A 17,936-nucleotide genomic window follows, 5' to 3' on the forward strand; every position below is an offset into this window, starting at 1 on the left:
GCAGCCGGAGAACCTCGCCGGAACGGGCGGAAAGCCGCCGCACCATGACGATGAGGGCGGTCCGAGTCCATGGGTTCCCGCTTTCGCGGGAATCCATGGACTCGTCATGCCGCGACCTTGCACAACAGCCAACCGCATCAGACCAATGTCCAAAATCACAGTCCAAGCCGTTTCCAAGGCCTATTCCGGCGTCGACCTCTTCCAAGGCCTGTCCATGGAGGTCCATGCCGGGACGCGCCTCGCCCTCGTCGGACCCAACGGGTGCGGCAAGTCCACGCTGCTCAAGATCATGGCCGGCGACATCTCGCCAGACTCGGGCAAGGTGACCGTCCCCAAGGGCTCACAGATCGGCTTCGTGCAGCAGGAGTTGGGCGGGGCCGACCTGTCCAAGACCCTGCACGACTTCGTGCTGGAGGTCCTGCCGTCCTGGAACGAGTTCTGGCAAGAATGGCGCGCCGCCCTGGACGCCGGCGACGACGCGGCCCTGGTGCGCCTGCACCAGCGCCAGGAGGAACTGGAGCATCAGTACGGGTACAACCCCGAGCACCGCGCCCACGCCATTCTTTCGGGCCTGGGCTTTTCGCAGGCTGCCTTCCCGCGCCCCGTGGGCGAGCTGAGCGGCGGCTGGCGCGAACGGGCCAAGCTGGCCCGCGTGCTGGTGGCCGGGGCCGACATCCTCTTCCTCGACGAGCCGACCAACCATCTCGACCTGGAAGCGGTGGAGTGGCTCGAATCGTACGTCCTGGGCTTTCCCGGCGTGCTGGTCTTCGTGGCCCACGACCGTTATTTCCTGGACCGCTGCGCCAACAAGGTGCTTTTCCTGGGCGGGGAGAAGCCCGTGCTGCGCGACGGCAACTTCTCGCAGTTCCTGGAGTGGAGCGCCGAGCGCAGCGAACAGGCCCGCCGCCAGGCCGACAAGCTGCGCACCGAGATCGGCCGCAAGCAGGCCTTCGTGGACCGCTTCAAGGCCAAGGCAACCAAGGCCAGGCAAGCCCAGAGCCGCATGGGGCAGATCAGCAAGCTGCAGAGCGAGCTGGAAACCCTGACTCCCGAAGTCCGCAGCAGAAGTTTGTCCTTTTCCTGGCCCGAGCCCGAGCGCGGCAACCAGACCGTGCTCTCGGCCGTGGACCTGTCCTTCTCCTTCCCCGACGCGCCCCTGTTCTCCGACCTGAACTTCAACATCTACCGCGGCCAGCGCATCGGCCTGGTGGGGCCCAACGGCCGCGGCAAGTCGACCCTCATCAAGCTCATCACCGGCCAGCTCCAGCCCACGGGAGGGCGGATCGTCACGGGGTCGAGCATCGTGACGGGCTATTTCAGCCAGCACCAGACCGACATCGTGCGGCCGGCCTTCACCGTCATTTCCGAGATCAGGCGCCTGGCCGCGCCCCAGGCTTCGGACCTTCAGCTCAAGAGCGCCCTGGGCCTGTTCATGCTCGGCGAGCGCTACTGGGAGAAGAAGGTCGAGGAGTTGAGCGGCGGCGAGAAGAACCGGCTGGTCTTGAGTACCCTATTCCTGAGCCGCGCCAACTTCCTCATCCTCGACGAGCCGACCAACCACCTGGACATGGAGAGCCGCGAGGCCCTCATGGACGCCCTTTCGGCCTACACGGGCACCATGCTCGTGGTGGCCCACGACCGCTACCTCCTGTCGGAAGTGGTGAGCGAGATATGGGAGCTCACCCCCCACGGCATCGAGGTGCACAACTGCGGTTTCGACGAATACCACGCCCGCAAGAAGGAGCGGGATGCCCAGACCGAGCGCGTCCTGCCCGAGGACGTCAAGGCCGTGCGCCAGGAGCAGAAGCAGAAGAAGCGGGAGGAGGCGGAGCTGCGTAACCGCATCTACCAGCAGCTGCGGCCCCTGAAGAAGAAGTTCGAGAAGCTCGAGGCGGAGCTGGAGTCCAACCTGTCCGAACAGGAGGAACTGGAGACGCGCCTGGCCGACCCGGCCACCTACGAGGACCAGAACCTGTCGCGGGAGCTCGGGCAGAAGTTTTCGGCCCTGCAGTCCCGGGCCGAGGACATCATGTCGGACCTGGCCTACCTGGAGAAGGAAATGCAGGAACTCGAACTGCAGAGGGATGCGTGACGCACGACCCAGTCCTCGTCGTGGCCGGCGTAATTGTCCGCGACAGCCGCTTCCTGGCGGCCAGACGCTCGGAGACCATGGCCTGGGCCGGTTTTTGGGAATTTCCCGGAGGCAAGGTTGAGCCGGGCGAGACCCTGGCCGAGGCGCTGAAGCGGGAACTCCATGAGGAACTTTCCATTGCAATAGATGCTTTTTCCCTCTGGAAAGTAAAGGAAAAAAAGGTTACAGGGGGTGCAATTCGGCTGTTCTTCCATCTGGTGACGGAATTTTCCGGCACACCAACGCCCAGGGAAGGGCAGGAATTGGCCTGGCTCACCTGTGAAGAGGCGAAGGATTACACCTTTCTGCCGGTCGACGCGGAGGTTCTGGCCGAACTTTCCGGCTGTCTGCAAACACGGTGAAGCTCACCGGGATTCAAGGCGACGCAGGATTGCATCTTATTCCGACTCAATTTCCGGAGGACGTTCATGCCTATCTTCATTTACAGGGCGAAATCGCGCGCCGGCAGATCGGTCAAGGGTGATCTCGACGCCCCGGCCCTCGAATTTGCCGAGAACATACTGAGACGCAAAGGCTACTCCGACATCAAGGTCAAGCCGAAGCCCAAGGATCTGTTGGAGGGCACCTTTCTGGAGGGCCGCGTCGCGGACCGCGACATGGTCGTCTTCAGCCGCCAGTTCGCCACCATGATCAACGCCGGCGTGCCCATCCTGCAGGCCCTGCAGATCATGTGCGAGCAGACCGAGAACCCCAAGCTCAGGCGCAAGCTCTACAACATCCGCAACGACATCGAGGGCGGCAGTTCCCTCTATGAGGGGCTCAAAAAGCACCCCGACGTGTTCGACGCCCTCTACTCCAACATGGTCAACGCCGGCGAGACGGGCGGCATCCTGGACCAGGTGCTCCTGCGCCTGGCCGACTACATCGAAAAGGCCGCCAAGCTGAAGGCCAAGATCAAGGGCGCCATGATCTACCCCAGCGTGGTCGTGACCGTGGCCGTGGCGGTCATCGCGGTCATCCTCATCTTCGTCATCCCGACCTTCGAGATGATGTTCCGCGAGGCGGGCAGCGCCCTGCCGCTGCCGACGCAGATCGTCATCGCCATGAGCAATTTCGTCATCAACAACTTCCTGCTGCTGCTGGGCTTCATCGTCGCCTTCATCGTCGGCTTCAAGTTCTTCTACAAGTGGGAGAAGGGCCAGGTTCTCGTCGACCGCTGGGTCCTGTTCCTGCCGGTTTTCGGGCCGCTGCTCAGGAAGGCCGCCGTGGCCAAGTTCAGCCGCACCCTGTCGACCATGGTCTCAAGCGGCGTGCCCATCCTGAACGCCCTGGACATCGTCTCGCGCACCTCGGGCAACAAGACCGTTGAGAAGGGCGTGCTGGAGGCCAAGAAGTCCATCGCCGAAGGCCAGAGCTTGGCCGAGCCCCTGGAGGAGACCGGCGTGTTCCCGCCCATGGTCATCCACATGATCTCCATCGGCGAGACAACGGGCGCCCTGGACTCCATGCTCAGCAAGATCGCCGACTTCTACGACGACGAGGTCGACGTGGCCGTCGAGGCCCTGACCTCCCTCATCGAGCCCATCATGATCGTCTTCCTGGGCGTGGTGGTCGGCGGCCTGGTCATCAGCATGTACCTGCCCATCTTCTCCATCGCCGAGACGGTGGCGTAACTTCTCAAGGAGATTCAGTGCGCATCGCAGATCTGCTCCGGCGACAGGAACCCTTCCTGTCGCTGGAGTTCTTTCCCCCCAAGGACCGGGCGCAATGGCCCGGTTTTTTTGACGTCGTCAGACAGCTGAAGGTCCTGGACCCGCTGTTCTGCTCCGTGACCTACGGGGCCGGCGGGAGCACCCAGCACAACACCCTCGAGATCGTGACCCGCATGAAGCAGGAATACGGCCTCGAACCCCTGGCCCACCTGACCTGCGTGGGCGCCGACCGCGGCCGCCTCGGCGCCTTCCTGCAGGGGCTGCGCGAAGCCGGGGTGGACAACGTCCTGGCCCTGCGCGGCGACCCGCCCAAGGGCGAGACGGAGTTTAGGCCCGACAGCGACGAGTTCCGCCACGGCAACGACCTGGTCTGCCACATCCGCAGCGAGTTCGGGAGCCTGAGCGTCGGCGTGGCCGGGTATCCCGAGAAGCACCCGGAGGCCGTCAGCCCGGAGGCCGATCTCGAACACCTGCGCCGCAAGGTGGCCTGCGGCGCCGACTTCGTCATCACCCAGCTTTTCTTCGACAACGACCACTATTTCAATTTCGTGGACCGGGCCCGCGAGGCCGGCATCGACGTGCCCATCATCCCCGGCGTCCTGCCCGTGCAGAACCTGGCGGCCCTGAAGCGCATGCTGGCCTTCTGCGGCGCCACCGTGCCCGCGGGCTACATGCGGGATTTGGAGCATGTGCAGGAGGTCTACGGCGACAGCGGGGTGCGGGGCCTGGGCCTCGGGTACGCCAGGAGCCAGGTCCGAAATCTGCTTGACCGGGGGGCCCCTGGCGTGCATCTGTACACTCTCAATAAAGCCGATACCTGCCTGGAAATCTGGAAGGATTTCGCCGGCAGGCAAGGACGGCGGTAACCATATTCGGAGGCGACGATGAAGAAGAATCCAGTAGTGGCCGTGGTGGGCGCGACAGGCGCCGTGGGCAGGGAGATGCTCGATACGCTCCTGCGCCGCAATTTTCCTCACTCCGAAGTGCGGGCCCTGGCCTCGTCTCGTTCCGCCGGCACCACCGTCGAGTTCGGCTCCAAAAAGCTGACGGTGCAGGAACTGACCGAAGATTCCTTCAAGGGTGTCGATCTGGCTCTTTTCTCCGCCGGCGGCTCCACCTCCGAGAAGTTCGCCCCTTGTGCGGCCAAGGCCGGCTGCGTTGTGGTGGACAACTCCAGCGCCTGGCGCATGGACCCGGCCGTGCCCTTGGTCGTGCCCGAGGTTAACCCCGATGACCTGTCCTGGCACAAGGGCATCATCGCCAACCCCAACTGCTCGACCATCCAGATGGTCGTGGTGCTGAAGCCCCTGCACGACGCCGCCCGCATCAAGCGCGTGGTCGTGTCCACATACCAGGCCGTGTCGGGTACGGGCCAGAAGGCCATCAACGAACTCGAAAGCCAGGTGCGTCAGCTTTTCAACGGCCAGGACGCCGAGTGCAAGGTCTACCCGCACCGCATCGCCTTCAACTGCCTGCCGCAGATCGACGTCTTCCTGGACAACGAGTACACCAAGGAAGAGATGAAGATGGTCCTCGAGACCAAGAAGATCCTGGGCGACGATTCCGTCCGGGTCACGGCCACCACGGTGCGCGTGCCGGTCTTCTACGGCCACAGCGAGAGTGTGAACATCGAGACCGAGAAGAAGCTCACGCCCATGGAGGCCCGGGCCATCCTGTCCCAGGCTCCGGGCGTGCGCGTCTACGACAACCCCGGCGAGAAGATCTACCCCATGCCCATCGTGGCCGCGGGCGAGGACGACACCTTCGTGGGGCGCATCCGCACGGACGAGAGCATCGACAACGGACTGAACATGTTCATCGTGGCCGATAACATCCGCAAGGGCGCGGCCCTGAACGCCGTGCAGATCGCCGAGGTGCTCCTCCAGCGCGACCTGCTGCGCGTGCCCTAGAACCGCCGTTTCCCGCCGACTTCACGCCCCAACCGGAAACGGCTTGGGGCGTGTTTTCTTTGGGGCGGAACTTTTCGATCCGGAGGTGGAGATGATCGAAATCGGAAACGAAGAGCTTTATTGGGAACGCGTTCGGACGCTGCCCCGTCCCGGCGAGGAGAATTTCCTGGCCTTCTACGATCACCGTCTGGGGGCGGTCTTCACCAACCCCAGGCTCATGCTCATCCCCCTGGACGACCATCTGGTCCACCGCGGCGACGGGGTCTTCGAGGCCATGCGCTTCGAGGATGGCGCCATCTACCAGCTGGACGAGCATGTGGGCCGTCTCATGCGCTCGGCGGCGGCCATCGACCTGCCCTGTCCCGTGGGCCCGGAGGTCCTGGCGGAACTGGTCCGTCAGGTCTGCGTCGTCAGCGCCGCGGCGGAGGGCAATGTCCTGGTCTTTCTGGGCAGGGGGCCCGGCGGGTTCACCCTGGACACCCGGGAATGCCCCGAGTCGAGCCTCTACGTCGTGGTCAAGCGCTTCCCGCGCAAGTCCGAGTCCTTCTGGGAGGACGGCGTCAGCGCCGTGCGCACGCGCATCCCGGCCAAGCAGGGCTGGATGTCCCAGATCAAGAGCGTCAACTACCTGCCCAACGTGCTCATGAAGAAGGACGCCATCGAGCAGGGCGCCGACTATCCCCTGTGCTTCGACGACGAGGGCTTCCTGGCCGAAGGTTCCACCGAGAACGCGGTGCTGGTCGACCGGGACGGGGTGTTCGTGGTGCCCGAACTGCGCAACGCCCTCATGGGCACGACCCTCAAGCGGGCCATGAACCTGGCGGCCGGTTTCGTGCCGGTGGCCACGCGGCCCGTGCCCGAGGACGAGTTGTACGGCTGCCGCGAGATCATCCTGCTGGGCACGAGCATCGACGCGGTCAGCGTGGTGCGCTACAACGGGCGGGTCGTCGCCGACGGCAGGCCCGGCCCCGTGAGCCGGCGCCTGCGCGAACTGCTGGTGGCCGACCGCAAGGCCCACGGCCAGCCCCTGCAGGGGTAATGCTTGCGGTTGCGGCTACCGGCGCACGAAATGAAACCTCAACTCCTTTGAAGATGAGGCGGCAGGCATGCCGTCTCCAATGTTCATTGCTTCGCTTGGTGCCTTATGACGCAGCGCTCCATATGTTTTTTCAACACGAATCGGGCTTGGGGTGGGGGAGAACAATGGTATTTCGCCCACGCCCGGCTGTTCGCCAAGCGGGGCTGGCGGGTGAGCGCAGTGACGCACTCTTCCTCCGTGCTCGGTGACAGGTTGGCAGCATACCCAGACATCTCCGTGCTGCGCGTGCCCGTGGCGAATCTGAGTTTTCTCAATCCGTTGAAAGTGGCTCGCATTGCGGATTTTCTGAGGAGAAATCGGGTCGAGAGCGTGATTCTGGCTTTGCCGTCGGACCTCAAATGTGGGGGAATTGCTGCACGGCTCGCCGGCACCAATGATATCATCTTCAGGCGAGGCCTCGCCCTGCCGACGAAAAACACCGTTTTCAACCGGTTTCTCTTCCGGCATGTCCTGACGAAGCTGCTCTGCAATTCGGAGCATACCCGGCACATGGTGCTTTCCGAAAACTCTGCCTTGGTTTCCGCCGACAGAACCTTTGTCGTACACAATGGATTGGATCTCCCGCAGTTCGATGCGTCTTCTGCCGAACCTCTGGTCCCCAAGCTTCCTCAGCGCGTCGTAATCGGGAGCGCGGGGAGACTGACGGCTCAGAAAGGACACCGCTATCTGTTGGAGGCCATTGCCATCCTGCGGGGGAGGGGGCTTGATTGCACCCTTCTTCTGGCCGGCATCGGCGAATTGGAACAGGAACTCAGGCAGCAAACCGCAGATCTCGGCCTGGGGGATTGTGTGCATTTTGTGGGTTTTGTCGACGAGATGAAGCGATTTTATTCCTCCATTGACATCTTTGCGTTGCCTTCCTTGTGGGAGGGATTCGGGTATGTTTTGACCGAGGCCATGAGCATGTGTCTGCCGGTTGTGGCTTTTGCGGTCAGCAACATCCCGGAGGTGGTCGTTGATAGGGAAACCGGTCTGCTTGTGCCCGGCGGGAGCGTTGCGGCTTTTGCCGACGCCCTGGAAGCTCTCGTGCTTGATCCTGACCTCAGAAATCGTTTAGGGCATGCGGGGAGGGCCAGGGTTGAGTCGCACTTTACCTTGGCAAAGACATTTGAAGAATTAGAGGACGTTTTGTCGGTGTAAAACTCGGCTTGGGTCTTTGCCCTGTTTTCGAGTCCGACGCAGATTTGATGAACGATCACGAAGCCCCGTTCGCTGAACTCTTTTTTCCTGAGGTTCCCCATGGCCAAATCAGCACACGAAACCGAATGGTTCCTGCCCGAGGACCAGCGCAAGGCGCTCGGCGAATATCTGCGTGAATTCAAGGAGACCGTGCCCGTCCACCTTTTCATCAAGCCTGGTCAGAATGACGCCTACGCGGATTTTGCACGCAAGCTCATGCAGGACCTGGTCCGGCTGACGGACAAGGTCACCCTGCACCTGCACGAGGACGAGGCCGCGGCCAACGAGAAGCACGGCGTCACGCGCTTCCCGACCCTACTCATCGACCCGGAGCGCTATTCCATCCGCTTCACCGGGGCCCCGGCCGGCGAGGAGGGGCAGGCCTTCCTGCACGCCCTGATGATGGTCTCCACCAGGCACAGCTTCCTGTCGGAGAAATCGAAGGAGCTTCTGGGCGGACTGGGGGAGAAGCGGGTGGTCAAGGTCTTCGTCAGCCCGACCTGCCCCTACTGTCCGGGCCAGTGCGTCAACGCCATCAAGGCCGCCGTGGAGCGGCCCGACCTGATCGCCGTCGAATGCGTTGAGACGGGTGAAAACCCCGACTACGCCGAGGAATATTCCGTGGGCTCCATCCCGCATACGGTCTACAACGAAAATCTGTCCACCGTGGGCCTTGAGCCTGAGCCGTCCTTCGTGGCTCAACTCGTCACCCTGCAAGCCGCTCGTGAACACGCCCATGAGGCCGGCGAAGCCGCCGGGCAGGGCGTGAGCTACCACGACCTTGTCATCATCGGTTCGGGTCCGGCCGGGCTCACGGCCGGCATCTATGCCAAGCGCGCCGGGCTTGACGCCGTGGTCCTGGAGAAGGGCATCGTCGGCGGGCAGGTCAGCATCACGCCCGAGGTCGAGAACTATCCGGGCTTCGTCAACATCGGCGGAAAGATGCTCATGGACATGATCCATGAGCAGGCCAAGCAGTACGTCGATGTGGTCACGGGGCAGAAGGTCGAGGAGATCAAGATAGGCCGCAATCTCGAGGTCTATACCCAGGACAGGGTCTATGTGGCCGACGCGGTCGTCTACGCCGCCGGCGCGTCCTGGAAGAAGCTCGGCGTGCCCGGCGAGGATCGCTTCATGAGCAAGGGCGTGTCCTTTTGCGCGTCCTGCGACGGGTTCATGTTCAAGGGTAAAAAGGTGGCGGTGGTCGGCGGAGGCAACACGGCCCTGACCGACGCCCTGCACCTGAAGAACCTCGGGGTGGACGTGATGATCGTGCACCGCCGCGAGGGCTTCCGGGCCGAGCAGCATCTGGTGGATTCCATGCTGCGCGAGGAGATCCCGGTGCGCTGGAACACGGTGGTCGAGGAGATCGGCGGAGACAAGACGCTTGAGTACATCGCCGTGCGGGACGTGAAGACGGGCGACACGGAGCGCGTCAAGGTGGACGGCGTCTTCCTGGCCATCGGCATCGTGCCCAACGTCGAGGCCGTGTCCCACCTCGGCCTGGCCCTGGAGCCCGGCGGCTATATCCGGGTCGACAGGATGGGGCGAACCAGCCTGTCCCGGCTCTACGCGGCCGGAGACATAACCGGGGGCGTGCAGCAGATCGTGACCGCGGTCAGCGAAGGGGCCTCGGCGGCCATGGCCGTGTTCGAGGATCTGACCAGGCGCAAGGCCGAACAGGCCGCTCGCCCGAAATGAAGGGAGCCCCGTAGGGCCCTCCAAAAACGAACCGCCGCTTCCGCGGCGGTTCGTTTTTGGAGGGCGGGGGCGTTCACGCCATGGACAGGTAGCGCAGCCCGACGCCGTAATGCCTGTCGAATTCGGGCAGGTTTTTTTTCCAGATGACCTTGGCGTAGTAGCATCTTCGCGGGACGTTCTCGTCGCCCCACATTTTGTCGTCGCCGTCTTCGAGGACCTCGATGAGCAGGTTCGCCCCGAGTTTGGGCGGGGGGAACTTGAGTTCGAGGTACATTCCCGTGCTGCTGAAGTTGAACATCCGGGCCGGCTGGTATTCCTCATGGCCGCCGATGGAATACCGCACGACCGCCTGATGCGGCACCCGCCCCTTCTTCCGCTGATCGGCCGTGTTCCCGCGTTTCATGTTGACCTCGCTGTTCCGCGCATCGATGCGACTCGGCTGTGCGCACCATTCCAGACGACCTCGAAAATGAAACTATTGTGCCATATTTGAAATAAATAATTTTCCCAGCATATTGAGGTGTTTTCGTCGGTATCGGATAGGGTCAGTGGTGCGCAATAATCCGTATTTTCCGGACAAAAATGTCCCGTTCGGCGGTTCGGGGGCGGGTTTCGAGACGGTGGCGGGAGAGGCAGCGCCGGACAGGCTGTCCGAAATTTCGGGATTGTCAGATGCGTTCGCGCAGGGAAAAGCGGATGCCGCCCGACTCCACGCAGGCGACCTTGTCGCCGGGGAACTGAATCTGTCGCCCCAGCTTTCCTCCCTCCCAGGCCCGGTCCAGGAGAAGGAGATGGGCGGCCAGGGCCTGCCCCGGACCCATGCCGTCGAGGACATGCTTGTAGAGACGCAGGCGCTGGGCCGGATGGACTTCCAGAAAGCGGGATTCAAGGAGGCCGCCGGTCCGGGCTGGCAGCCCCGCGAGCCTTTCGTTCCAATAGTCCTCGTCGATGCGGGCCAGGGTCCAGACCTGCCGGAGCGTCTTCGACAGGGCGGGGTTCTCCCGACGCAGCAGGGGCAGGACGTCGCTTCGAATGCGGTTGCGGGTGCGGTCCGCCGAGTCATTGCTGCGGTCTTCCCGCCATGGGGCCCCGAGGGTTTCGAGGAGGCTCCGCAGTTCGTCTTTTTCCCAGTCGAGCAGGGGCCGCAGAAGGCGGCGCGCCGAATCCGCGCCCGTCATGCCGCCGAGCCCCGGCCAACCCGTGCCACGCACGAGGCGCATGAGGATGTCCTCGGCCAGGTCGTCGGCATGGTGGGCCGTGGCCACGAAATCCGCACCGCGTCCGGCCCGGACCGACTCCAGAAATGCGTAGCGCAGGTTGCGGGCGCATTCCTCCAGACCGGGTCCGCCGGGACGCATGGCCGAGGGCACATCCAGTCGGGCCGTCTCCAACGGAACGCCGAGCCTGGAACAGGTTGCTCGGGCGTGTTCGAGTTCCTCGTCGGATTCCGGGCGCAGGCCGTGATGGGCGTGGGCGGCCGTGAGCGTCAGCCCGAGGGGCCGGGACAGCAGATGCAGGAGGTGCAGGAGAGCCGTGGAGTCCAGGCCCGTAGAATAGGCCACGACCAGGTTCTTCCCCCGGACCTCGACGCCGAGGCTGTCCCTGCAGAAGCGCGGAAGGCCCAGGCAGCGCCGGGCCAGGGAGCGGGGGAGGTCCTGCAGACGCACGGGTTGCCTCAGAGGGGGATGTTCAGGTCTTTGAGCAGGTTTTCCAGATAGGAGATCATGTGCTCCTGCTGTTCGGGCGTGGCGTAGGCGATGCAGGCGCAGCGCAGGATGCGCTTGGCGCGCACGAGCAGTTCGAGCTTGACCCAGTCGCGGCCCGTCTCCACGGCCATGTAGAAGGGGCCGCACTGGGGCGCGTGCTCCTGCTGCAGAGGGGTCAGGAGCCTGGGGGGCAGGTTGAAGTGATAGAGGTGCTCGATGCTCTGCAGCTCCTGCTCCTTGAGCCAGTTTTCGAGCTTCTCCATGTCCTGCGGCGTGATTTCTTCGATGAGGAAGGAGCGCATGCTATGGGTCCTTATTTGCCGCCGCCCTTGCGGTCCAGGTGGGCCTCTGCGGGGACGGTTTCCCCGTCCAGGTTGAAGATGCGGCGGGCGTTGTGGATGAATCGCTGGGCCGAGCCTTCCTCCTGGGATCGGCGTTTGAGGTAGCTGATGGGTTCGTGGTAGATCTTGTGGCACAGGGACAGGGCCAGTCGTTCGAGGACGGCCACCATCTGCGGGTCCGGGTCGGGCCCGAGCTGCTTGATGGACTTGCGCAGCTCCTTGCGGGCGATGCGCTCGCCCTGGTCGAGCAGGGCGACGATGGTCGGCTGCAGGGCCAGCCCGTCGCGCCAGCGCATGAAGGCCCCGACCTCCTCGGCCACGATGCCGTGGGCCTTGTTGGCCTCCTGCTGGCGACCGGCCAGGTTCTCCTCGACCACTTCCTTCAGGTCGTCGATGTCGTAGAGGTAGACGTTGTCGAGGCCGTTGATGTCCGGGTCAATGTCGCGGGGCACGGCGATGTCGATGAAGAAGATGGGCCGGTTGCGGCGCAGGCGCAGGACCTCCTTCATGTCCTTGGCGCGGATGATGGCCGTGGGCGAGCCCGTGGAACTGATGACGATGTCCGTCTCAAGCAAAGCCTGGTGCAGTTCCTCGAAGGGCATGGACCGGCCGTTGAACTGCTTGGCCAGTTCCACGGCGCGGGCCTGGGTGCGGTTGACCACGGTGATGTCGCGAACGCCGGCCGAGAGCAGGTGCGTGGCGGCCAGCTCGGCCATCTCGCCGGCGCCGATCAGCAGGGCCCGGTGGTTGGTCAGGTCCGAGAATATCTTGCGGGCCAGCTCAACGGCCGCGTAGCTGATGGACACGGCGCTGGAGGCGATGGCCGTCTCGGTGCGGACCCGCTTGGCCACGGAAAAGGCCTTGTGCAGGAGGCGGTTGACGATGACCCTGGCCGCGCCGTTTTCCACGGCCTTGCGGTAGGCGGTCTTGAGCTGCCCCAGGATCTGCGGTTCGCCCAAGATCATGGAATCCAGGCTCGACGCCACGGTGAAGAGGTGGTCCACGGCCTTGTCGCCGACGTGGCAGTAGGTGTGGTTCTCCAGGTCGGCCTGGGGCTGTCCGCAGTGGTCGGCCCAGAAGCGCAGCACCTTGGAGCGGACGTCGCCCGCGCTGTCGCCGACCACGAGGAACTCCACGCGGTTGCAGGTCGAGAGGATCATGGCTTCGGACACGGCGCCCGTGTCACTGACCAGCCCAGTGGCCGCAGGATCGCAGTCGGTCAGGGCGAAACGCTCCCGGATGTCCACGCCAGCGGTCTTGTGATTGAGTCCGACGAGATAGATTTCCTGATTCATGTTCGGTTGCGGTCTTTCCTGATGATTACGGGCGGAAACTGTGGTGCGTGGGCAGCAGGAAGTTGACCCCGACCAGAGACACGAGACACAGCGCGAAGAGGACGATGGCCATCCTGGCCGGCTTGCGGCCCCGCCAGCCCAGGGCCGTGCGCTGGTGGAAGAGCACGGCGAAGATGATCCAGATGACGATGGTGATGAGTTCCTTGGGGTCCCAGCTGATGATCTTCTTCCAGGTGAAGGAGGCCCACAGGAAGCCGGACATGACGCTTATGGTGTAGAGCGGGAATCCGACGGACACGGCCCAGTGGTTGGCGCGGTCGAAGGTTTCCAGGGATGGGAGGTCCTTGGAGAAGCCGGGCATCTTGGCCTTGGTCTTGATGATCTTTTCCAGGTGCAGGTAGGCCACGCCGGCACCGAAGGCCATGGTGATGAGGCCCAGGGAGACGAAGATGGTGCCCACGTGCAGACTGAACCACAGGGCGCTGAAATGCTCGGGCACGGCCAGGACCTGGGTGCGCACGGCCAGGGACGAGGAAAAGAGGACCAGGGCCAGGGGGGCGGTGATCATGGCCAGGAAGTCGTGCTTGAGGCGCCGCCACAGGACGAAGAAGATGAGGACCACGAACCAGGCCAGCAGGCTCATGTAGAACTGGCCTTGCTGAAGGTTTACGGCGCCGATCTCGATGAAACGGACCCCGAGGTCCACGGTGTGCAGGGCGAAGGCGGCCACGGAGGTCCAGACGGCCGTTTTCTTCAGGATCGGCCGTCGCAGGACCAAGCCCAGCGGGTAGCTGACGGAGCCGGTCAGGTAAAGGAGCGCAATGAGCAGGTCAAACAGTCGGGATGCAGTCATCGCACCATTCTCCGATTCTGGGGTGCAGGGGGGCGGGCAGCACGGCCCGGAGCAGTTCCAGGCATGCGTCCCGGTCCTCGGCCTTGATCAGCGACGCCAGGGGGGAGGTGGCCAGAGCCCTGAAAACCTCCCGGTTCTCGTTGCTGGGGCGGCTCAGCTCCAGCATGGCCGCCCTGATGACGGCCAGAAGCCTGGTCAGGGCTTCGTACTCCTCTCCGTACCTGGCCTCGATATCCTGGCGGATGACCCGTGACAGAGCCGGGCTCGCGCCGCCCGTGGACACGGTGATGGTCAGGTCCCCGCGCGTGATGCTGGCCGGCAGGACGAAGCTGCCCGCCTCTGGGGCGTCTGTCATGTTGCACAGCACGCCGTTTTGCCGGCAGACCTCGCCGACCCGGGCGTTGACTTCGCGGCTGGAGGTGCAGGCGAAAACGAGCTGCGCGCCCTGCGCGTCCGACTCGGCGAAGGGGCGTCGTTCATACGTCAAGTTGCCGTGGCTGGCAAGGAGGGCCGCCAGCTCGGGGCCGGGTTCGGCCGGGTCCACGACGGTCACGGCGGCCGGGGAGCAGGGCAACAGTCCCTGGACCTTGCGCAGGCCCACCTCGCCGCCGCCGACCACCAGACAGCGCATTCCCATCAGATCGAGGAGCAGGGGGTAATATCGCATGCAGGCCGTCTAGCAGAGGCGGAGCCACTTGTCCAAGGGCGTCGGGCAGCGGGTCGAGAGGGCCTGATAATCCGGGGAGTTCTGGACTTTTTCCGGATTTTCCCGGATGAGGGGGTATGAACCCGCTCGACCCGGGGGCTCCCGCCGGCCCCGACTTCCTCGTCATCCAGCTGGCCCGATTCGGGGACCTGATCCAGACCAAGCGGCTCGTGGCCTCGCTGCAGAGCCAAGGGCGGGTGCACCTGCTCGTGGATCGTTCCCTGGCCGATCTGGCCCGGCTGGCCTTCCCCGGCGTCACGGTCCACGGCCTGGCCGCCCACGGCACCCACGGGCCGGACATCCTGCCCCGGGTGCACGACGACCTGGAAGGACTTGCGTCCACCGGGTTCCACCGCGTCTACAACCTCAATTTCTCCGGCATGAACTTCGCCCTGGCGTCCATGTTCCCGGCCCACGCGGTGCGCGGCTACCGGCAGGAGGCGGGGCAGAGATTCATGGATGCCTGGCCTTCGCAGGTCATGCGCTGGACGCGGTCGCGGGCGCTGACCGGCCTCAATCTCGTGGACGTCTGGGGATTGTACGCCGATGAGCCCCTGCCGCCCGACTGCGTCAACCCTCCGGCCAGGCCGCGCGGCGGCGGGCTCGGCGTGGTCATGGCCGGGCAGAACGCCCGGCGCTCCCTGCCGGCGCAGGTGCTGGCGCCCCTGGTCCAGGCGGCCATGGGCCGCGCGGGAAAGGGGGCCATCACGCTGCTCGGGGCCGGGGCGGAACGGCGGGTAGCCAAAGAGCTGACGGCCCTGTTGCCGGGGTCCTTGCGCGGGCAGGTCCGGGACCTGGTGGGCAGGACGGACTGGCGCGAGCTTGTGGACGTAGTGGGCGGTCTGGACCTGGTCCTGACTCCCGACACGGGCACCATGCATTTGGCCGCCCATCTCGGCGTGCCCGTCATGGCCTTTTTTCTGTCCTCGGCCTGGTGCCACGAGACGGGCCCCTACGGTCTGGGGCACCATGTGCTGCAGGCCACGACCGACTGCGCCCCCTGCCTGGAGACGGCCCCGTGTCCCCACGACATCGCCTGCCGGCGGGTTTTTAGCGACCCCGCGGTCCTGCGCCGCGTCAGCGGACGGACAACGGGGGAGATGCCCGGCGGGTGCGCCCTCATGGCCGGCGGCTTCGACGGGCTGGGCGCGACCTTCACGGCCGTGGCCGGGGATGACGCCGGAGCGGGGCGGAGGCGGGCCTTCAGGGCCATGGCCGCGGCTTGCGCCGGGGTGCCGTTGCCCGGGGCCGGGGAACGCGCGGCGGATGAATCCTGGATGATGGAGAGGGACTGGATGCTGCCCCAAACACTGCGAGGTCGGGCCCATGAATGAGAGCCGGCGAATCCTGCTGGTGCTGCCCATGTACGGAGGCTCCCTGCCCGTCGGCAGGTACTGCGAAAACGCCCTGCGCGAGCTCGGGCACATGGTCGAGACCTTCGAGGCCCCCGGTTTTTACGGCGCCTTCTCGGCCCTGAAGACCCTTCGCGTGGGCACAGACCGCCTGGACTACCTGGAGAACAGCTTCCTGCAGGTCGTGTCCCAGGCCGTGCTGGCCAAGGTCGAGGCCTTCGCCCCGGACCTGGTTCTGGCCATGGCCCAGGCCCCGCTTTCGAGGCAGGCCCTCAGGCGCCTGCGGCGGGACAAGGTGGCCACGGCCATGTGGTTCGTCGAGGACCACGAGGTGTTCCCCTACTGGCAGGCCTTCGCGCCCCTGTACGACCTTTTCGCCGTCATCCAGAAGGGGGACTTCCCGCGCAAGCTGGCCGAGGCCGGGCAGCCCAACTCCATTTACCTGCCCATGGCGGCGGACCCGTCCGTGCACCACCCGTTGGAACTTTCGCCGGTTGAGCGTCGGCGCTACGGCAGCGAGCTGTCCTTCGTGGGCGCGGGCTACCCCAACCGCCGCCTGGCGTTCAGGCAGCTGGCCGGATTCGATCTGCGGATCTGGGGCAACGACTGGGACGGGGAGACGGTGTTGGCGCCGTTCCTGCAGCGTCAGGGCGAGCGCATCGAGACCGACGAGGTGGTCAAGATCTTCAACGCCTCGGCCATCAACCTGAACCTGCATTCCTCGGTGCGGCCCGGAGTGCTGGTCGGCGACGGGGACTTCGTCAACCCGCGCACCTTCGAACTGGCCGCCTGCGGGGCCTTCCAGCTCGTCGACCGGCGCGGCCTGTTGTCGGAGCTTTTCGACGAGGGCGAACTGGCCCTCTTTTCGGACATGGAGGAGCTGCTGCGGGCCATCGAACATTTCCGCGCCCATCCCGGGGAACGGGCCGCAGTGGCGCAGCGAGGCAGGGCGCGGGTCCTGGCCGAACACACCTACTCCCACCGCATGCGCACCCTGCTGCAGCACGCCGAAGCCCTCATGCCGGAACGGGCGGCCCGGCCTTCGCAGTGGCGGGAGGAGATACCTGAGGGCCTGAGGGACCAGTTCGACGCCCTCCTGTCACGGTTGGGACTGTCCCCAACGGTTGCTTTCGACGATCTGGTCTGGGCCGTGCGCAGCCGCCAGGGCGAACTGGACCGTCTGGAGACGGCCATCCTCTTTCTGGACGAGTGGAAGAAACAGTATTCCGGCGAGCGCCCCGGCAAGGAAGGCTAAATTAGCGCTTGCCTCGCGTTAAGCCCAGCGGTACAAATTCAGGTTCCTTACGCGCATCAGATAATTTCGGAGTTTTCATGCATAAGCCATCCATCGGCCTCTCCCTGGAGGGGATGCCCTTCATCTTCCTGACCACGGTCGCCACCCTGACCTTCGCCATCCTGGACTGCTGGTTCATGGCCACGCTGCTCCTGGTGGTTCTCTTCCTGGTCCTCAACTTCTTCCGCGACCCCGAGCGCGTCGTGCCCCAGGAGCCCGGAGTGGCCGTGTCCCCGGCCGACGGCAAGGTCATCAAGGTCGAGACCATGCGCGACCCCTTGACGGGCGAGGACCGCACGGCCGTGTGCGTGTTCATGAACGTCTTCAACGTCCACGTGAACCGCATGCCCGTGGCCGGCCGCATCGCGCGCATTTCCTACTTCGGCGGCAAATTCATCAACGCCTCCTTCGACAAGGCTTCCGAGGACAACGAGCGCAACTCCGTGCTGGTGGAGGATGCCGATGGGAAGACCTGGACGGTGGTCCAGATCGCCGGGCTCATCGCGCGCCGCATCATCTGCTGGGCCGAGGAGGGCGACAGCCTGGCCCGTGGTCAGCGATTCGGACTGATCAAGTTCGGTTCCAGAGTTGACCTTTACCTGCCGAGTGACTATGAGTCGGTCGTCCGCATCGGAGAAAAGGTCTTCGCCGGCCAGAGCATTCTGGCCCGGAAAAAGCGGTAGAAACAATTTTTCA

At 64.6% G+C, this 17,936-nt stretch carries 17 protein-coding genes; 11 read left to right on the plus strand and 6 right to left on the minus strand.

Annotated features, from left to right (window positions below; all coding sequences use genetic code 11):
• The first annotated feature begins 145 nt into the window (after positions 1 to 145).
• From G394_RS0114910 to G394_RS0114945, 8 genes are all read left to right on the plus strand, one after another.
• Entirely contained in the window at positions 146 to 2,092 is a 1,947-nt protein-coding gene (locus tag G394_RS0114910) for an ABC-F family ATP-binding cassette domain-containing protein (protein WP_028578345.1), read from the plus strand.
• Positions 2,093 to 2,112: 20 nt separating this feature from the next.
• Positions 2,113 to 2,493 (plus strand): (deoxy)nucleoside triphosphate pyrophosphohydrolase, encoded by a 381-nt coding sequence (locus tag G394_RS0114915; RefSeq protein WP_281168289.1) that lies wholly within the window; start codon positions 2,113 to 2,115, stop codon positions 2,491 to 2,493.
• Positions 2,494 to 2,559: 66 nt separating this feature from the next.
• Positions 2,560 to 3,765, plus strand: a complete 1,206-nt coding sequence (locus G394_RS0114920; protein WP_028578347.1) for a type II secretion system F family protein — start codon at positions 2,560 to 2,562, stop codon at positions 3,763 to 3,765.
• 17 nt (positions 3,766 to 3,782) lie between these two features.
• On the plus strand, positions 3,783 to 4,670 hold the full coding sequence (gene metF, locus G394_RS0114925) for a methylenetetrahydrofolate reductase [NAD(P)H] (RefSeq protein ID WP_028578348.1): 888 nt from the start codon (positions 3,783 to 3,785) through the stop codon (positions 4,668 to 4,670).
• A gap of 18 nt (positions 4,671 to 4,688) precedes the next feature.
• On the plus strand, positions 4,689 to 5,714 hold the full coding sequence (locus G394_RS0114930) for an aspartate-semialdehyde dehydrogenase (protein ID WP_028578349.1): 1,026 nt from the start codon (positions 4,689 to 4,691) through the stop codon (positions 5,712 to 5,714).
• Positions 5,715 to 5,805: 91 nt separating this feature from the next.
• The gene (locus G394_RS0114935) at positions 5,806 to 6,753 is read left to right on the plus strand and encodes an aminotransferase class IV (protein ID WP_028578350.1); all 948 of its coding nucleotides are present in this window, start codon (positions 5,806 to 5,808) and stop codon (positions 6,751 to 6,753) included.
• A gap of 105 nt (positions 6,754 to 6,858) precedes the next feature.
• The gene (locus G394_RS0114940) at positions 6,859 to 7,953 is read left to right on the plus strand and encodes a glycosyltransferase family 4 protein (protein WP_028578351.1); all 1,095 of its coding nucleotides are present in this window, start codon (positions 6,859 to 6,861) and stop codon (positions 7,951 to 7,953) included.
• A gap of 99 nt (positions 7,954 to 8,052) precedes the next feature.
• A complete protein-coding gene (locus G394_RS0114945; protein WP_028578352.1) occupies positions 8,053 to 9,693 on the plus strand; it encodes an FAD-dependent oxidoreductase in 1,641 nt (546 codons plus the stop codon).
• A gap of 73 nt (positions 9,694 to 9,766) precedes the next feature.
• Here G394_RS0114945 and G394_RS0114950 read toward each other — a convergent pair whose 3' ends face one another.
• The 6 genes from G394_RS0114950 to G394_RS0114975 form a co-directional block, all read right to left on the minus strand.
• Entirely contained in the window at positions 9,767 to 10,096 is a 330-nt protein-coding gene (locus G394_RS0114950) for a PilZ domain-containing protein (RefSeq protein WP_028578353.1), read from the minus strand.
• 265 nt (positions 10,097 to 10,361) lie between these two features.
• Entirely contained in the window at positions 10,362 to 11,360 is a 999-nt protein-coding gene (gene tilS, locus G394_RS0114955; RefSeq protein WP_051307235.1) for a tRNA lysidine(34) synthetase TilS, read from the minus strand.
• Positions 11,361 to 11,368: 8 nt separating this feature from the next.
• Complete coding sequence (locus G394_RS21450; RefSeq protein ID WP_028578355.1) at positions 11,369 to 11,701, minus strand: hypothetical protein; 333 nt, start codon at positions 11,699 to 11,701, stop codon at positions 11,369 to 11,371.
• An 11-nt stretch (positions 11,702 to 11,712) separates the two neighbouring features.
• Positions 11,713 to 13,035: a glutamyl-tRNA reductase gene (gene hemA, locus G394_RS0114965; RefSeq protein ID WP_028578356.1), complete on the minus strand. Its 1,323-nt coding sequence runs from the start codon at positions 13,033 to 13,035 to the stop codon at positions 11,713 to 11,715.
• 25 nt (positions 13,036 to 13,060) lie between these two features.
• Positions 13,061 to 13,888 (minus strand): cytochrome C assembly family protein, encoded by an 828-nt coding sequence (locus G394_RS0114970; RefSeq protein ID WP_028578357.1) that lies wholly within the window; start codon positions 13,886 to 13,888, stop codon positions 13,061 to 13,063.
• Positions 13,866 to 14,555 (minus strand): precorrin-2 dehydrogenase/sirohydrochlorin ferrochelatase family protein, encoded by a 690-nt coding sequence (locus G394_RS0114975; RefSeq protein WP_028578358.1) that lies wholly within the window; start codon positions 14,553 to 14,555, stop codon positions 13,866 to 13,868. The genes G394_RS0114970 and G394_RS0114975 overlap by 23 nt, the downstream gene beginning before the upstream one ends.
• Positions 14,556 to 14,671: 116 nt before the next feature.
• On the opposite strand from G394_RS0114975, the gene G394_RS0114980 reads away from it, so the two are divergent.
• The 3 genes from G394_RS0114980 (at position 14,672) to G394_RS0114990 (ending at position 17,923) form a co-directional block, all read left to right on the plus strand.
• Positions 14,672 to 15,928 carry a glycosyltransferase family 9 protein gene (locus tag G394_RS0114980; protein ID WP_051307236.1) on the plus strand — a complete coding sequence of 419 codons (1,257 nt, stop codon included), beginning with the start codon at positions 14,672 to 14,674 and terminating at the stop codon, positions 15,926 to 15,928.
• The gene (locus G394_RS0114985; RefSeq protein WP_028578360.1) at positions 15,921 to 17,201 is read left to right on the plus strand and encodes a CgeB family protein; all 1,281 of its coding nucleotides are present in this window, start codon (positions 15,921 to 15,923) and stop codon (positions 17,199 to 17,201) included. Before G394_RS0114980 ends, G394_RS0114985 begins: the two co-directional genes overlap by 8 nt.
• A gap of 77 nt (positions 17,202 to 17,278) precedes the next feature.
• Positions 17,279 to 17,923, plus strand: coding sequence for a phosphatidylserine decarboxylase family protein (locus G394_RS0114990; protein WP_028578361.1), 645 nt, complete (start codon positions 17,279 to 17,281; stop codon positions 17,921 to 17,923).
• The last annotated feature ends 13 nt before the right edge of the window (positions 17,924 to 17,936 follow it).

The organism is Desulfomicrobium escambiense DSM 10707 (assembly GCF_000428825.1).
GTDB lineage: Bacteria > Desulfobacterota > Desulfovibrionia > Desulfovibrionales > Desulfomicrobiaceae > Desulfomicrobium > Desulfomicrobium escambiense.

Bases quoted from the DNA above. Each gene is read 5' to 3' on its own strand.
- G394_RS0114910 (WP_028578345.1), top strand. From the start codon at position 146: ATGTCCAAAATCACAGTCCAAGCCGTTTCCAAGGCCTATTCCGGCGTC.
- G394_RS0114920 (WP_028578347.1), top strand. From the start codon at position 2,560: ATGCCTATCTTCATTTACAGGGCGAAATCGCGCGCCGGCAGATCGGTC.
- G394_RS0114930 (WP_028578349.1), top strand. From the start codon at position 4,689: ATGAAGAAGAATCCAGTAGTGGCCGTGGTGGGCGCGACAGGCGCCGTG.
- G394_RS0114935 (WP_028578350.1), top strand. From the start codon at position 5,806: ATGATCGAAATCGGAAACGAAGAGCTTTATTGGGAACGCGTTCGGACG.
- G394_RS0114940 (WP_028578351.1), top strand. From the start codon at position 6,859: ATGACGCAGCGCTCCATATGTTTTTTCAACACGAATCGGGCTTGGGGT.
- G394_RS0114945 (WP_028578352.1), top strand. From the start codon at position 8,053: ATGGCCAAATCAGCACACGAAACCGAATGGTTCCTGCCCGAGGACCAG.
- G394_RS0114950 (WP_028578353.1), bottom strand. From the start codon at position 10,096: ATGAAACGCGGGAACACGGCCGATCAGCGGAAGAAGGGGCGGGTGCCG.
- G394_RS21450 (WP_028578355.1), bottom strand. From the start codon at position 11,701: ATGCGCTCCTTCCTCATCGAAGAAATCACGCCGCAGGACATGGAGAAG.
- hemA (WP_028578356.1), bottom strand. From the start codon at position 13,035: ATGAATCAGGAAATCTATCTCGTCGGACTCAATCACAAGACCGCTGGC.
- G394_RS0114970 (WP_028578357.1), bottom strand. From the start codon at position 13,888: ATGACTGCATCCCGACTGTTTGACCTGCTCATTGCGCTCCTTTACCTG.
- G394_RS0114975 (WP_028578358.1), bottom strand. From the start codon at position 14,555: ATGCGATATTACCCCCTGCTCCTCGATCTGATGGGAATGCGCTGTCTG.
- G394_RS0114980 (WP_051307236.1), top strand. From the start codon at position 14,672: ATGAACCCGCTCGACCCGGGGGCTCCCGCCGGCCCCGACTTCCTCGTC.
- G394_RS0114985 (WP_028578360.1), top strand. From the start codon at position 15,921: ATGAATGAGAGCCGGCGAATCCTGCTGGTGCTGCCCATGTACGGAGGC.
- G394_RS0114990 (WP_028578361.1), top strand. From the start codon at position 17,279: ATGCATAAGCCATCCATCGGCCTCTCCCTGGAGGGGATGCCCTTCATC.